The organism is Alteromonas sp. RW2A1 (genome assembly GCF_001886475.1).
Classification (GTDB): Bacteria; Pseudomonadota; Gammaproteobacteria; order Enterobacterales; family Alteromonadaceae; genus Alteromonas; species Alteromonas hispanica.
In genome coordinates this window covers 2,187,865-2,202,068 of record NZ_CP018031.1, presented here as the reverse complement: position 1 = coordinate 2,202,068, position 14,204 = coordinate 2,187,865, and the positions used below count along the sequence as shown (strand labels likewise).

Here is a 14,204-nt window from a genome sequence, read left to right as displayed (position 1 = left end):
TCTGATTTTATTTGTTTTTACAAGTTGGCAAGCCCTTTGCAAAACCTTCTTTATATAATGAACATGTGACCAAAAGTTGTCGCAACGCACTGATTCTTAGGAGTGGTTATGGACGTTAAAGCCAACAGTTTGTATCAAGAAATGCAAAATATGATTGGGCAAACTCGTCTTCCAGTAAACGAGCTGCAACCAACTAACGAAGTCAATACATCGGCAAGCGAATTTTCTACCTTGCTAAAAAATGCAGTAGATGGCGTAAATAGCATGCAGCTGGAATCAAAAAATATGACGCAAAGGTTCGAAATGGGCGATCCTAACCTGAGTCTTGCAGATGTTATGCTGGCGAAAGAGAAATCAGGTATTGCCTTTGAGGCAACGGTTCAGGTGCGCAATAAAGTGCTTGAAGCATACAAAACAATAATGAATATGCCGGTTTAGGTGGAGTAGGTTATGGCTGAGGCTACAGGCACAAATTTATCTGTTCCAGATCAAGGCATTGGAATGGACAGCGAGCCGGAAAATAAATCTGGCTTTATGGATACACTAGGTAGCGCAGACATGATGCGCCAGATGGCGCTGGTTGTTGTGTTAGTTATCTGTGTGGCCATTGCTATCTTTATTCTAATCTGGTCACAAGAAGCGGATTATCGTCCTCTTGCAAAAATGGAAACTCAGGAGCTGATTGAAACTCTTGATTATATGGATGCAAATCAAATTGAATACAAGCTCGAAGGTAACACCATTTACGTGAGAGCCGACGAATTTCAAAACATCAAACTTGGAATGACACGTCAAGGCTTAAATAACCCTACCGAAACTGGTACCGACATTATCATGCAAGATATGGGGTTTGGTGTCAGTCAGCGGGTTGAAATGGAAAGACTAAAACATGCCCGCGAACAGCAAATAGCATCCACAATTCAAGATATGGCAAGCATTCAAAAAGTACGTGTATTACTTGCGATGCCTAAAGAAAATGTTTTTGCTCGCAGAGAGAAAAAAGCCTCTGCAACCGTGGTTCTTACTGCGAAACGGGGCTCTGTGATAACCGGCGAAGAAGTGGATGCCGTTGTTGATATTGTTGCGTCTGCGGTACAAAATTTAGATCCATCAAAAGTCACAGTTACAGACAGCAATGGTCGTTTACTTAACTCGGGCTCACAAGATTCATTAAGTGCAAGAGCGCGTAAAGAATACGAAATTGAACGCCAACGAGAGCAAGAGTATTTAGAAAAGATTGATGCCATTCTTATTCCTGTACTAGGAATTGGTAATTACACTGCCCAAGCAGATGTTTCAATGGATTTCACTGCTATGGAGCAAACACAGCGCAGCTACAATCCAGACTTGCCAGCAGTTCGCAGTGAAATGATTGTAGAAGAAAACAGCGTTGGCGGCGGTGTTGGTGGTATTCCAGGCGCACTGTCAAATCAGCCACCGTTAGACTCAAATATTCCTGAGAACGCTACAGGCGGCGCAGCTCAGCAAACAATGCCGGGCAGAACGGCAAAAGAGTCAACACGAAACTATGAACTTGATACCACAATCAGCCACACTAAAAAGCAGTCTGGCGTTATTCGTAGGTTAAGCGTCTCTGTTGCTGTCGATTACACGCAAGTAGCAGGCGAGGACGGCACTATGGTTCCTGCGCCACGTAAGCAGGAAGAAATTTTGAATATTCGCCGCCTCTTGCAAGGTGGTGTGGGCTTTGATGTCACTCGCGGAGACTCTCTAGAAGTTGTTAGCGTGCCCTTTATGCGCATGGACACCGGGGAAGTTGAAGATGTGCCATTATGGGAGCAGCCAGGCTTTTTACCTATTCTTAAGCTTGTAGTCGGTGGGTTGGTTATAATTGTATTAATTATCTTTGTCATTCGCCCCATGTTGCGCCGTCTAATTAATCCAGACGAGACCAAAGAAGTTGAAGATTTTGATGCGGACGAAGGCTTAGATTTAGGTGACGATACCATTAGTATGTTATCTACCGACTTTGATGAGGGTCAAGTTGGGTTTGCCGCCGATGGCTCGTTAATGTTACCTGACTTACACAAAGATGAAGATGTATTAAAAGCCGTGCGTGCCCTAGTTGCGAACGAACCAGAATTGTCAGCCCAAGTTGTAAAGGGCTGGTTGATGCAAGACGAGTAGTGAGAAATTATTATGGCTGAAGAACTTGCCAATGTTGAAGAACAATCTTACGACGTTAGTAAACTAGAAGGCGTTGAAAAAGCTGCAATATTGCTTTTGAGCTTGTCGGAAGAGGACGCTGCGCAAATACTTAAGCACTTAGAGCCGAAGCAAGTGCAAAAGTTAGGCACCGAAATGGCTAAAGTCGATGACATGACGCAAACCAAGATCACAGCGGTGCACAAGCATTTCATCGAAGAAATTCAGAACTACAGTACCATTGGTTTTCAAAGCCAAGATTTCGTTAAGCGAGCACTTACTGCCGCTCTTGGCGAGGATAAAGCCGCCAATCTTATCGATCAAATCCTTATGGGAAGCGGAGCGAAAGGTCTCGACTCGCTCAAGTGGATGGACTCCAAACAGGTTGCTAGTATTATCAGAAACGAGCATCCACAGATACAGACAATTGTACTGTCTTACCTAGAGCCAGAGCAAAGTGCAGAAATACTCGCTCAGTTCCCAGAAAAAGTACGCTTAGACTTACTCATGCGCATAGCAAACCTTGAAGAAGTGCAGCCAGCAGCATTGCAAGAGCTTAACGAAATCATGGAGAAACAGTTCGCGGGACAAGCCGGAACGCAAGCAGCGAAAATGGGCGGCCTGAAGTCTGCAGCGAACATCATGAACTACTTAGATACCTCTATTGAAGGTCAGTTGATGGATGCAATTCGCGAACAAGATGAAGAAATGAGTCAGCAAATTCAAGATCTTATGTTCGTGTTTGACAATCTTATTGATGTGGATGATAAAGGTATTCAAGCTATTCTTCGTGAAGTTCAACAAGATGCGCTTCTTAAGTCAATTAAAGGTGCTGATGAAGAGCTTAAAGAGAAAATTATGCGCAATATGTCCAAGCGTGCTGCCGAAATGCTCAACGACGACCTTGAAGCTCTCGGGCCTGTGCGGATATCAGAAGTGGAAGTGGCACAAAAAGAAATACTTTCTGTGGCCCGCCGACTTTCTGATTCTGGTGAAATTATGCTTGGTGGCGGAGGTGGCGAAGAGTTCTTGTAAGCTCAACGCCCTAACTTAACTTTAAAGCCTACGCCTAATATTTTTAAATTTGAGAACAGTAATGTCTACAAACAAAAGTTTCAGTGAAAGCGAAGCAAACGATGCTAAAACATGGGACTTACCTTTTGTTGAAGATGCAAACGCTCGAAAAAAAGATGCGACCACCAACGCACTAAACCGGCGTTCTGATTGGAAATATGAACCGCCTGAAGAAGTTGAAGAAATTTCTCCTCCTACCGCTGACGAAATAGAAGCCATTCGACAAGCGGCCTTTGACGAAGGACACAGCGAAGGCAAAGCAACAGGTTATGAAGAGGGTAAAGCTCAAGGGTTAGAAGAAGGGCTTGAAGAGGGGCGCGAAAAAGGACATGAAGAGGGTCTTGCAAAGGGCTTAGAAGAAGGACAGTCTCAAATCGCGAAGCAGACCGAGCAGTGGCAAATGTTGGTGGAAAAACTTCACGATCCGCTGTCTCAGGCTAACGACGATACTCGCGATCAACTGGTAAAGTTAGCAGTCACGCTTGCTAAAGCCGTTATCAAAACTGAAATAAGTACCAATAATGACGTCATTGTTCAGGCACTGAGCGAAGGCATTAAAGCGCTTCCTATTAATCAAAACGAATACCAGATACACCTGAATCCAGATGACATATCGATTATTCAAGAGCATTTTTCTGAAGAAGAAATGACAAAAAAAGGTTGGAATTTGGTAGCGTCTCCTAACATGGAACGTGGCGGTTGCGACATTGTTACTACGCAAAATGCGGTGGATGTTTCTGTGGAGCGGCGTTGTCGTGAAGTGATTGAGCGCTTTTTATTAAATCAAGGGCTAAACGATGACTAGCCCTTGGCACACGCATTTTGAATCTTTAACCAAACAAGTCACTACGGTGCCAATTGTTGCAGCGGGAAAGCTAGTGCGTGGAATTGGCCTTACATTAGAAGCCGTAGGGTGTCAGCTTCCAGTAGGCAGTCAATGCTTAGTACAAACGATTGAAGGCGAAATTGAAGCAGAGGTAGTTGGTTTTGGTGAAGATATTACCTATTTAATGCCTACTGAAGCTGTAAGGGGCATTGTGCCTGGTAGTAGGGTTATGCCACTAAATCGCCAGAGTGGATTGCCTGTTGGCATGTCGCTATTAGGGCGCGTGGTTGACGGGAATGGGCAGCCTCTTGATGGATTGGGAGAAATAGAAGCAGAGCACCGCGCACCTACCACCCGACCACCCATGAATCCATTAATAAGACGACCAATCATAGCCGCTATGGATGTTGGTGTAAGAGCGATAAATGCACTTAACACTGTGGGTGTCGGCCAACGGATGGGACTATTTGCAGGCAGTGGCGTTGGTAAAAGTGTTCTTTTAGGCATGATGACACGGGGCTGTGAAGCCGACGTGGTTGTTGTTGGGCTAGTTGGTGAACGTGGTCGCGAAGTAAAAGAGTTTATTCACGATATCCTTACAGAAGAAGAGCGCAAGCGAGCTGTTGTGGTTGCCGCTCCGGCAGATACGTCGCCGTTAATGCGTTTAAAAGGATGCGAAACCGCAATGACAATAGCAGAGTACTTCCGTGATAAAGGGTTGAAAGTGTTGCTACTTATCGACTCTCTCACTCGTTATGCCATGGCTCAGCGGGAAATAGCGCTGGCGGTAGGAGAGCCGCCTGCAACGAGAGGTTACCCGCCATCAGTGTTTGCGCGCCTTCCAGTTCTTGTAGAGCGAGCGGGAAACGGGAGTGAAAAGCAGGGTTCCATTACCGCCTTTTTTACAGTGCTTACAGAAGGTGACGATTTACAAGACCCGGTTGCCGATGCTGCTCGCGCAATACTGGACGGTCACGTAGTGCTTTCTCGTTCTTTGGCAGATAGTGGCCACTACCCAGCTATTGATATTGAGTCGTCGATAAGTCGAGTAATGCCGCAAGTGGTCAGTGAAGAACACCAGCTCATGGCTAGACGAATTCGCCAGGTATATTCTCATTACAAGCAAAACCAAGATCTTATATCTATTGGCGCATATGCAAAGGGGTCAGATCCACGTATCGATCTTGCAATAAGAGCAGAGCCTGCCATTAATGCATTCCTACAGCAGGGGATGAAACAGGTACTACCCTATGATGAAAGCTTAGAGGGTATGGCTGCGTTGGCAAAAGGCTTAGGGCAGGGCCAGTGAATATGAACCAAGCATTGAAAGGCGATTAGATAATGTCTAAACAACTAGAACGTTTAGCTGAATTCGAAAAAGAGAAAGAACAACGTGAGTCGCGCTTTTATCAACAGGCGCAGCTTAACGTGAATCAGCATAAACAAAAGCTAGCGAGTTTAGAGCAATATCGCGTTGATTATATAAAAGGTATTCAGCAAACCGGACAGTCGGGTGTAACAGCTACTTATTACCAACAACACCTTTCTTTCGTGGGTAAGCTCGACAAGGCGTGCGAACAACAAATGCAAGTCATTGCTCAAGCAAAGATGGCAGCAGATCAGCGCAAGCAAATGTGGCTTAAACAACAACAAAAGGTTAAGGCCGTTACGCTTCTTCTCGACAAAAAGCGTTTAGCGAAAGAGAAAAAAGAGGCAAAAGCTGAACAAGCCATGCTCGATGAGTTCGCTACGCAACGTTTCATAAGATCTAAAAGCTCCTCTTTTTAGCACGTCTTAATTCCGTGCTTCCCCATTAAAATTACGAAGTTCATGTAAATTTAGTACTCGCTAACAAGTCTTCTTTTTAAATAATTGGCGCGGCCTTTGCAAAGTTCTCACTGTCTTTGAATGACGTTTAACAAAGCGGTTGGTTTTGACGGCGTTTTTCAGAAATTGCGACACGCTTTTTAAACCGTTGTAGATGCAAAAAAGATACTAAAAACACAGTAGTAATATAAATATAGATTAAAAAGTATTACTAATCAGTTGGTTAAAGTTTGCCTTGCATAATTACAGCGATACAACAAATTTATCACCCATTTAATGGTGGAAGTGTAGGACGGTAGAGAATTATGCAACAAGTTGCCGTAAATAAAACAGACATTGCCGCATTGCCCTTTTCGGCGACATCTACGGCGAAAGCCGTGGGTAACGGTTTAGATAGTCACTCGCAAGGACAAAATAGCGAAGCATTTAGCAGCCTTTATCAAGAAGCAAAATCCGGTGGGCGTGATTTTACAGTAAACGAAGAAGCCAAACGCAAAGTTAAAGACAGTGATAGATATCACACGGATCTCCCGCGAAATGATGACAAGCAAAATAAAGTTGACCAAGCTCCTTCTCAAGAGGCCACTGAGGTAGAAAGCTCCTCATTTAAAACAAAAGACATCAATAAAGAGAAAGATGTCATTTCACAAAACAATGAAGCTAGCAAGTCGGGTAATGATTTGAAGCCGCAGCAAGGAAATTCTCCTTCGATAAAAAAGACAACTGAAAAAGAGCTCTCGATAGGTACTGATGGCAAAAGAGAAAAGAGTGCTCCAATAGTCGGAGAGCCTGTTTCTCCAATTGTTATGCCAATGGAAGATGTAGTGGATGGAACAGATTGGATTGCATTTGTGGAGGGAATTACCAAAGGTGGAGTAGGAAAAGCTGCTGGAGAACTTGAGGCCCTAACTAATGGAAAGATGCCCGCTGAGCTTAATGCAATGGATAACAGCGAAATTACTGACGTTTTATCTGATCTAATAACCCAGTTGAAATCTCTAGAAGATGAAAATGTTAAAGTCAATCCAGCGATCACAGACAAGTTAAGCACTCTAAGCAACCTGTTAAATAAACAGGTTGAGAGTGCTGAAGCAAAAGGCGGAGTGAGTAATGAAAGTGAAGATAACCTCAGTGTACTTCTAGCACAACTCACGAATTCAGAGTCCTTAGCTGAACAGAAAGGCAATGAACGCTCAAGCCTCGAACAAGGAAGCGAAGAAGCACAAAATCTGCCATTGTCCGACCTAAGTGATGAAGAAAGTACGCAGAACGAGCTTCTACTAAGCTTAATAAACGATGCTCTAAAAGAAAATGGGGATGACAGACTCAGTCAAGCATTGTCGGCAGCCAACGCGGGTGAAAAAGCAACAGTGCAACATGGCGCTAATTTTGACAAGCTTCATGAGGGAGAGGCTATTGCCGCCGATTTGACCGGTGTTACTGCAAAGATAAATTCATCATCTGCAGCCGTTGATGGAGAAAATATCACAGCATCAGGTATGAAGCCTTCAACTGAAAAAGCATTAGAAGGTCAGCAAATTGACATGGGAGCACTCGAAACACAAGACGATTCTCTTTTAATGGCTATCAGCAAGCTAAGCCCTGAAAGTGCTCAGAAGGCAACGGAAGCCCTTGCCGAACGTATGGTTGCGCTCGTGCCTAATAGTCAACAGCAGCAGGCTGTGAAATCGAACATAATTGCTGGTATCAACGAGTTTCAAAAGCAGGTAGAGCAGGGGCATCAGCCGGGCATTGAACTCTCGGCCATTGTTGCAGATGCAGCAAAAGACGCTTCGCTGTCTGCTGAAGTGTCAAGCGCCCTTAATGCAAGAGTAGAGACTCAGGCTGGTCAGTTTATGCAGTTGATGACCAATGCACAAAATAGTATTCAGCAAATGGTTCAACAGCAGTTTACGCAAGCAGATGCCGCCATTAATGAAAATAACCAAATTCGTTCAGAATCGTCAAAATCTCAACAGCAATTCGATGGGTTCGATAAAGCTGTCAATATTCATAAGCCAGAGGGGCAGCAGCAACTAGGCGAAAAAATTCGTTGGATGGTGAATGCCAGAAACACGATGGCAGAAATTCGACTCGACCCGCCTGAATTAGGCAGTATGCAGGTGAGGGTTAATGTACAGGGCGAAGCGGCCAGCGTGAGTTTTGTTGTACAGTCTCAACAAGCTAAAGATGCGCTTGCTGAATCTATGCCTAAGCTTAGAGATATGCTGTCTGAGCAAGGAATTGAATTAGGCGATGCGCAGGTGAGAAAAGATAACTCATCAAATAGCGAAAGTGGTCAGCAACTTGCTGGGCAAAACGGAAATAGTGGTAGTCATCGTTCAGAAAATGACGCTGAGCTAGATAATGGACATGTAATAGAGCAGGCCGTTACTCGAGAAGCGAAAGGCGGTATAGATTTTTACGCCTAGGCTTCACCTAGGTAAATATAGACTTTTTGGCCAACCAATCACTGAAAAGTGAAAAAACAAAAATATGTCAAAATATGACTAAGGCAGCATTGCGATTTTGACATGAAGCTTGATAATACAAGTTTTAACGTATTTAAGAAGAGATACACATGGCTGATGAAGAATTACAAGTAGAAGAAGGCGGCAAGAAGAAAGGTAAAATGATGCTTATCATCATTATCGCGCTTGTACTTGTTGGCGGTGGAGCAGGTGCTTACTTTTTCCTTTTTGCCGGTGGCGATGAGCCTGCGGCAGAGCAACTGCCTGAGGCTGCAGAGACAGCATCAGCACCTGCAACACCTGGCGCAAATGCTGAAATTGGAACCGCATTGTATGTCGCTATGCCGAGGCCTTTTGTATTTAATGTACCTGGCAGCAGCGGGCGAGATAGATTAGTGCAAATTAAAGTCCAGCTTCTCGTGCGTGGGTCAGACAACGAAGAGCTAGTAAAAACACACATCCCTTTAATTGAGGGAACCTTGTTACAAACCTTTAGTATGTCTAACGCAGATGACTTAGTAACGGAAGCCGGCAAAATTGAGCTACGTGAGCTGGCGGTCACCGAGGTTAAAAAGGCACTTCAGGAAAATGACATTGGTAGCAACGTGGTGGAGCGAGTGTTATTCACTGGCTTTGTAATGCAGTAGTTGCATGTGTAATTTTCATGCAGCAGTTTATGCAATAATTTACGCAGCAATTTATGCAAATATGGGTAGAGCACTGTGAGCGATTTATTATCTCAAGATGAAATCGACGCCCTTTTACACGGGGTGGACGATGTAGAGGAAGAAGAGGTTAGTGCGGGTGGTGCTGACTCTGACGCCTCAACGCTCGAGTACGATTTTTCCTCGCAGGATAGAATTGTTCGTGGGCGTATGCCTACCCTTGAAATCGTTAATGAACGGTTCGCTCGTCATATGCGCGTTAGTCTATTTAACATGATGCGCCGTTCTGCTGAAGTGTCTATTAACGGCATTCAAATGATTAAATTCGGCGAATACATTCACACCTTGTTTGTTCCAACCAGTCTGAATATGGTGCGCTTTCGTCCTTTAAAAGGCACTGGCCTTATTACAATGGAAGCGCGTTTAGTATTCATTCTCGTTGATAACTTCTTCGGGGGAGACGGTCGCTATCATGCAAAGATAGAAGGTAGAGAATTTACTCCCACAGAGCGTCGTATTATTCAAATGCTTCTCAAAATTATCTTTGAAGATTACAAAGAAGCATGGGCGCCTGTAATGGACGTTTCTTTTGAGTATTTAGACTCGGAAGTAAACCCCGCTATGGCGAATATTGTAAGCCCCACAGAGGTGGTAGTAATAAGCTCGTTTCATATAGAGCTCGACGGCGGCGGTGGCGATTTCCATGTGTCCTTGCCATACTCAATGTTAGAGCCAATTCGCGAGTTACTCGACGCGGGTGTACAAAGCGACAAAGAAGACACCGACCTGCGCTGGAGTAAAGCGCTTCGCGATGAAATCATGGACGTTAAGGTGGCGTTAACCACGCACATGCTAGATGTAGACGTTCCGCTAAGAGAAGTTATGGAGTTTAAGGCGGGCGATATTATTCCCGTTGAAATGCCAGAAACTATCACAGTGCTAATAGAAGATTTACCCACCTTTAGGGCTAAGCTTGGTCGCTCAAGAGACAACTTAGCGTTAAAGATTGTAGAAAAAATCGCAAGGCCGACTTCAGTGAAGTCTGAGCTGCAATTATTAACCCGTGGCGGGCGCATTATCGATAATGATGCTGAGCTACAAGTACTCGAAGAAGACCTGTAAGGTAAGGGGAGTTCCCATGAGTGAAGACGGTATGGACGATTGGGCTGCGGCCATGGCTGAGCAGGCTGATGCTGAGGCAGAGCAAGAAGAAGGTGAGAACGATGATGTTCAAGTTGCCGAACTAGATGAACTGACCGATGATGCGCCGATAACCCAGGAAGAGAAAAAGAAGCTAGATACTATTCTCGATATTCCGGTTACTATCTCCATGGAAGTAGGCCGTAGTCAAATTAGTATTCGAAATCTGCTACAGTTGAACCAGGGTTCTGTGGTGGAACTGGATCGCGTAGCCGGTGAGCCACTAGATGTATTAGTTAATGGCACGTTGATTGCTCATGGTGAAGTAGTAGTAGTCAACGACAAGTTCGGTATTCGATTAACGGATGTTATTAGTCAAATTGAGAGAATCAAGAAGCTCAGATAAAACTTCTTACAAAGTAAGGGGTTGCGCAATGCTGCCCCTTTTTATCAGCCAAATTGCTGGCGCACAAACTACCCAATCTATTACCAATCCCACATCGGTACTGTCAATTTTCCTCTCTTTGTTGGTGGTGGTTGGCGTTATTTTCGCGCTTGCTTACGTTATGCGTCGATTTAATGTCACTGCAATGGGAAGCAATCACATGAAGGTGGTGGCGAGCATGGTGGCGGGCACTAAAGAAAAAATCATGGTGATACAGGTAGGCGATGAACAGCATCTCATTGGTGTAACCAGTCACAATATTTCCCACCTTAGCAAGCTAGACAAAAATCTAGAGGTTCCCCTTAAAGGCACAACAACTAACGGCCATGACGCCTTTAAACAAAAGTTAGTGGCGGCTATGTCAGGAAAGTTAAATCCACAGACTAATGATAACAAGCAAAAGGAAGACTCAAATAATGCGTAATATCGTTCTTTTACTGCTTGCTCTTGGCTCACTAGTCTTGTTTGCAGAGCCAGTACAGGCGCAACAGGGGATATCGGCGGTTACCGTAACCACTAACGAAGATGGCACCCAAGATTACACCATGACATTGCAGGCGTTGTTTATCATGACGGCGCTCAGTCTAATCCCTGCATTTATCATGATGATGACATCGTTCACACGCATCATAGTTGTACTTTCTATCCTTCGCCAAGCTATTGGTTTACAGCAGTCTCCTTCCAACCAAATTCTCATAGGGGTAAGCTTGTTTCTCTCTATGTTCATTATGGCGCCAGTGTTCGACGAAATTAATGAGCGAGCGTTGCAACCTTATTTGAACGAGGAAATGCCAAGTATAGACGCCCTTGAGCAAGCCAAGGGACCAATGCGGGCTTTTATGCTGTCTCAAACCAGAGTGAAAGACTTAGAAACATTCGTGCGAATTGCCGGTGATGAGGGTAAGTATGCCGATACTGATGAAGTTCCGCTTACAATTCTCATACCCGCGTTTGTTACTAGTGAGCTTAAAACTGCCTTTCAAATAGGCTTTATGCTGTTTATTCCATTCTTGATTATTGACCTGGTAGTCGCTTCTATTTTGATGGCAATGGGGATGATGATGCTTTCGCCTATGATAGTGTCGCTGCCATTTAAGCTAATGCTCTTTGTTTTGGTTGATGGATGGAATCTTATTTTTGGTACCTTAGCCACTAGCTTCGGTATGGGCGTTTAGGGGAGCGTATGTCACCAGAAGTCTTTGTCGAAATACTCAAAGAAGCCATGTTTATGGTTATTATGTTAGTGTCTGCGGTTATCGTACCTAGCTTAGTTGTGGGCTTAGTCGTTGCGGTTTTTCAAGCGGCTACCTCTATCAACGAGCAAACCATGAGTTTCTTACCCCGTTTATTGGTCACGCTTTTAGCGCTGAGTTGGGGCGGTAATTGGCTAGTACAGCAACTGATGGATTTCACGTTTCACATGGTTGAAATGATCCCTCAAGTTGTTGGGTAGCGATATTGTTGCCATGGTTATTCGAGGTTTTTAGTGGAAGTTGAGTTAGCCACAATCAATCAGTTTTTAGCCGACTTGATCCTGCCATTCATGCGAATAAGCGGGCTGTTTGTTGCTATGATTGGTTTAAGTGCAAAGTCTATCCCGCCTCAGGTTAGAGCACTATTAGGAATAATGCTCACATTAATTATAATGCCTGTAGTACCTCCTTCGCCTATCGATAATTTAGTCAGCCTCGGTACTTTCCTTATCATAATTCAACAGTTGCTTATTGGAATAGCAATTGGCTTTATATCCATGATGGTGCTGAATACCTTTGTTTTAGCAGGGCAGATAATTGCTATGCAAACGGGTTTAGGGTTCGCGTCAATTGTCGATCCTGTCAACGGTATAAATGTACCCGCGGTTGGGCAGTTCTATCTCATTTTAGCAACGCTGCTGTTTTGGACGCTAGACGGTCACTTGTCTATGATTCAAATGATAGTGATGAGTTTTGAAGCCTTTCCTATTGGAGAAGCCTGGTGGACAGGAGAGCAGTTTAAGGGAATTGCCCACTGGGGCGGCTGGATGTTTATTTCCGCGGTTACTCTCTCCTTAGCGCCTATCGTATCTTTACTCGTGGTTAATTTAGCCTTTGGCGTAATGACAAAGGCGGCGCCGCAACTGAATATTTTCAGTATTGGTTTTTCTATTGCACAGGTTATGGGGCTGCTAATTATATGGATAACACTCAGTAATTTTACGGCGCACTTTGAAACCCAGTGGATGCGAGCACAACAATATATGTGTGAATTATTGAGAATTTGCCCATGAATACTTTTTGTTAATGAAGACTATCTGTTTATGAAGAGCATCAAAAATAGGCGAAGACGTTAAATGGCAGATTCAGCTGAAAAAACAGAAGACCCCACGGGGAAAAAAATTGAGGATGCCCGAAAAAAAGGGCAGCTTGCCCGATCCCGAGAATTGTCTACCACGTTAGTTCTTATCGTCAGCGCGGTTATGTTTTTGTTTGTCAGTGGGTGGATTGCTGAGTCAGTGTTTTCTCTTACCCAGCGCATGTTTATTCTCTCTCGTGATGAGACATACGACACCACACATATGTTTGCAGCGTGGGGTGAAGCATTCACCACAATAAGTGCCCCCGTTCTGCTTTATATGATAGTGGCTATGATCGCTGGAATTTACGGGTCTATTGCGTTAGGTGGCTATAACTTTACATGGGATGGCGCGAAACCCAAAGGTTCAAAAATGAGCCCAATTCAGGGTTTCACGCGTATGTTTGGAACCAACGGCCTGGTAGAGCTATTAAAATCTATCGCAAAGGTAATCACCATTATTGGTATGGCTATCGCGGCGTTACTCTTCTTTCAAGACGAAGCTCTTCACCTTGATATGGAGCTTTATCCAGGCAATATATTTCACGCCCTAGATATGCTCAAGTGGGCGTTTCTTCTCCTTGTGTGCGGCATGATACCCATTGCGCTTATTGATGTTCCTTATCAGATGTATAAGCACAATGAAGAAATGAAAATGACTAAGCAAGAGGTGAAAGACGAACGCAAGAACGCCGAAGGCGACCCCATGGTTAAAGGTCGTATTCGCCGTTTGCAATATCAAGCTGCCACCAAAAGAATGATGCAAGAAGTACCTAATGCTGATGTGGTGGTGACCAACCCAACCCACTTCTCTGTGGCGATAAAATATGACGATAATGGAAACAGAGCGCCGGTGGTTGTAGCAAAAGGTGCTGACGAGTTAGCCATGCATATTCGAAAAATTGCTACGGCCAATGACGTACCCCTTATTCCTTCACCTATGCTAGCTCGCGCTATTTTCTATTCCACAGAAGTCGACGACGAAGTGCCTAACGCATTGTTTATGGCTGTGGCACAAGTACTGGCCCACGTTTATCAGCTTAAAGCTCACAGAGCCGGAAAGGGCAAACGCCCTAAACCGTTAAAACGGGACCTTCTTATACCACCAGAATACCGACGATAACGAAACGCTTAAACTTAAAAGTTGTAGGCTATAACCTTCATTGTGCCCAGATGTTTTGGATATAAGCTTCTGTTTAATAGTGGTTAAAAAACTACTCTGGCACGTTTTCTTCAAAAAGCTCTCTCTAAGCAATAAG

The 14,204-nt window shown here is 44.3% G+C and carries 15 protein-coding genes; all 15 read left to right on the top strand.

Features of this window, described 5'->3' with window-relative positions; translation table 11 throughout:
• Positions 1-108 precede the first annotated feature (108 nt).
• The 15 genes from fliE (at position 109) to flhB (ending at position 14,068) form a co-directional block, all read left to right on the top strand.
• Positions 109-438 (top strand): flagellar hook-basal body complex protein FliE, encoded by a 330-nt coding sequence (gene fliE / locus BM528_RS09945; RefSeq protein ID WP_071979664.1) that lies wholly within the window; start codon positions 109-111, stop codon positions 436-438.
• A 12-nt stretch (positions 439-450) separates the two neighbouring features.
• Positions 451-2,148, top strand: a complete 1,698-nt coding sequence (fliF, locus tag BM528_RS09940) for a flagellar basal-body MS-ring/collar protein FliF (protein ID WP_071979663.1) — start codon at positions 451-453, stop codon at positions 2,146-2,148.
• A gap of 12 nt (positions 2,149-2,160) precedes the next feature.
• Positions 2,161-3,201: a flagellar motor switch protein FliG gene (fliG, locus tag BM528_RS09935; protein ID WP_071979662.1), complete on the top strand. Its 1,041-nt coding sequence runs from the start codon at positions 2,161-2,163 to the stop codon at positions 3,199-3,201.
• A gap of 61 nt (positions 3,202-3,262) precedes the next feature.
• On the top strand, positions 3,263-4,045 hold the full coding sequence (fliH, locus tag BM528_RS09930) for a flagellar assembly protein FliH (RefSeq protein WP_071979661.1): 783 nt from the start codon (positions 3,263-3,265) through the stop codon (positions 4,043-4,045).
• Complete coding sequence (gene fliI / locus BM528_RS09925) at positions 4,038-5,375, top strand: flagellar protein export ATPase FliI (protein WP_071979660.1); 1,338 nt, start codon at positions 4,038-4,040, stop codon at positions 5,373-5,375. The genes fliH and fliI overlap by 8 nt, the downstream gene beginning before the upstream one ends.
• A gap of 32 nt (positions 5,376-5,407) precedes the next feature.
• Positions 5,408-5,854, top strand: a complete 447-nt coding sequence (fliJ, locus tag BM528_RS09920) for a flagellar export protein FliJ (protein WP_071979659.1) — start codon at positions 5,408-5,410, stop codon at positions 5,852-5,854.
• 344 nt (positions 5,855-6,198) lie between these two features.
• Positions 6,199-8,325 carry a flagellar hook-length control protein FliK gene (locus BM528_RS09915; RefSeq protein ID WP_071979658.1) on the top strand — a complete coding sequence of 709 codons (2,127 nt, stop codon included), beginning with the start codon at positions 6,199-6,201 and terminating at the stop codon, positions 8,323-8,325.
• A gap of 149 nt (positions 8,326-8,474) precedes the next feature.
• The gene (fliL, locus tag BM528_RS09910) at positions 8,475-9,011 is read left to right on the top strand and encodes a flagellar basal body-associated protein FliL (protein ID WP_071979657.1); all 537 of its coding nucleotides are present in this window, start codon (positions 8,475-8,477) and stop codon (positions 9,009-9,011) included.
• 75 nt (positions 9,012-9,086) lie between these two features.
• Positions 9,087-10,151 carry a flagellar motor switch protein FliM gene (gene fliM, locus BM528_RS09905; RefSeq protein ID WP_071979656.1) on the top strand — a complete coding sequence of 355 codons (1,065 nt, stop codon included), beginning with the start codon at positions 9,087-9,089 and terminating at the stop codon, positions 10,149-10,151.
• A gap of 16 nt (positions 10,152-10,167) precedes the next feature.
• Positions 10,168-10,575, top strand: a complete 408-nt coding sequence (gene fliN / locus BM528_RS09900) for a flagellar motor switch protein FliN (protein ID WP_071979655.1) — start codon at positions 10,168-10,170, stop codon at positions 10,573-10,575.
• Positions 10,576-10,603: 28 nt separating this feature from the next.
• A complete protein-coding gene (fliO, locus tag BM528_RS09895; protein ID WP_071979654.1) occupies positions 10,604-11,038 on the top strand; it encodes a flagellar biosynthetic protein FliO in 435 nt (144 codons plus the stop codon).
• Positions 11,031-11,789, top strand: a complete 759-nt coding sequence (fliP, locus tag BM528_RS09890) for a flagellar type III secretion system pore protein FliP (RefSeq protein ID WP_071979653.1) — start codon at positions 11,031-11,033, stop codon at positions 11,787-11,789. The genes fliO and fliP overlap by 8 nt, the downstream gene beginning before the upstream one ends.
• 8 nt (positions 11,790-11,797) lie before the next feature.
• Positions 11,798-12,067: a flagellar biosynthesis protein FliQ gene (fliQ, locus tag BM528_RS09885; protein WP_071979652.1), complete on the top strand. Its 270-nt coding sequence runs from the start codon at positions 11,798-11,800 to the stop codon at positions 12,065-12,067.
• A gap of 33 nt (positions 12,068-12,100) precedes the next feature.
• Positions 12,101-12,880, top strand: coding sequence for a flagellar biosynthetic protein FliR (fliR, locus tag BM528_RS09880; RefSeq protein ID WP_071979651.1), 780 nt, complete (start codon positions 12,101-12,103; stop codon positions 12,878-12,880).
• A gap of 63 nt (positions 12,881-12,943) precedes the next feature.
• Positions 12,944-14,068 carry a flagellar biosynthesis protein FlhB gene (gene flhB / locus BM528_RS09875; protein ID WP_071979650.1) on the top strand — a complete coding sequence of 375 codons (1,125 nt, stop codon included), beginning with the start codon at positions 12,944-12,946 and terminating at the stop codon, positions 14,066-14,068.
• The last annotated feature ends 136 nt before the right edge of the window (positions 14,069-14,204 follow it).

Bases quoted from the DNA above. Each gene is read 5' to 3' on its own strand.
- fliL (WP_071979657.1), top strand. From the start codon at position 8,475: ATGGCTGATGAAGAATTACAAGTAGAAGAAGGCGGCAAGAAGAAAGGT.
- fliG (WP_071979662.1), top strand. From the start codon at position 2,161: ATGGCTGAAGAACTTGCCAATGTTGAAGAACAATCTTACGACGTTAGT.
- fliP (WP_071979653.1), top strand. From the start codon at position 11,031: ATGCGTAATATCGTTCTTTTACTGCTTGCTCTTGGCTCACTAGTCTTG.
- fliQ (WP_071979652.1), top strand. From the start codon at position 11,798: ATGTCACCAGAAGTCTTTGTCGAAATACTCAAAGAAGCCATGTTTATG.
- fliI (WP_071979660.1), top strand. From the start codon at position 4,038: ATGACTAGCCCTTGGCACACGCATTTTGAATCTTTAACCAAACAAGTC.
- fliO (WP_071979654.1), top strand. From the start codon at position 10,604: ATGCTGCCCCTTTTTATCAGCCAAATTGCTGGCGCACAAACTACCCAA.
- fliJ (WP_071979659.1), top strand. From the start codon at position 5,408: ATGTCTAAACAACTAGAACGTTTAGCTGAATTCGAAAAAGAGAAAGAA.
- flhB (WP_071979650.1), top strand. From the start codon at position 12,944: ATGGCAGATTCAGCTGAAAAAACAGAAGACCCCACGGGGAAAAAAATT.
- BM528_RS09915 (WP_071979658.1), top strand. From the start codon at position 6,199: ATGCAACAAGTTGCCGTAAATAAAACAGACATTGCCGCATTGCCCTTT.
- fliF (WP_071979663.1), top strand. From the start codon at position 451: ATGGCTGAGGCTACAGGCACAAATTTATCTGTTCCAGATCAAGGCATT.
- fliN (WP_071979655.1), top strand. From the start codon at position 10,168: ATGAGTGAAGACGGTATGGACGATTGGGCTGCGGCCATGGCTGAGCAG.
- fliH (WP_071979661.1), top strand. From the start codon at position 3,263: ATGTCTACAAACAAAAGTTTCAGTGAAAGCGAAGCAAACGATGCTAAA.
- fliE (WP_071979664.1), top strand. From the start codon at position 109: ATGGACGTTAAAGCCAACAGTTTGTATCAAGAAATGCAAAATATGATT.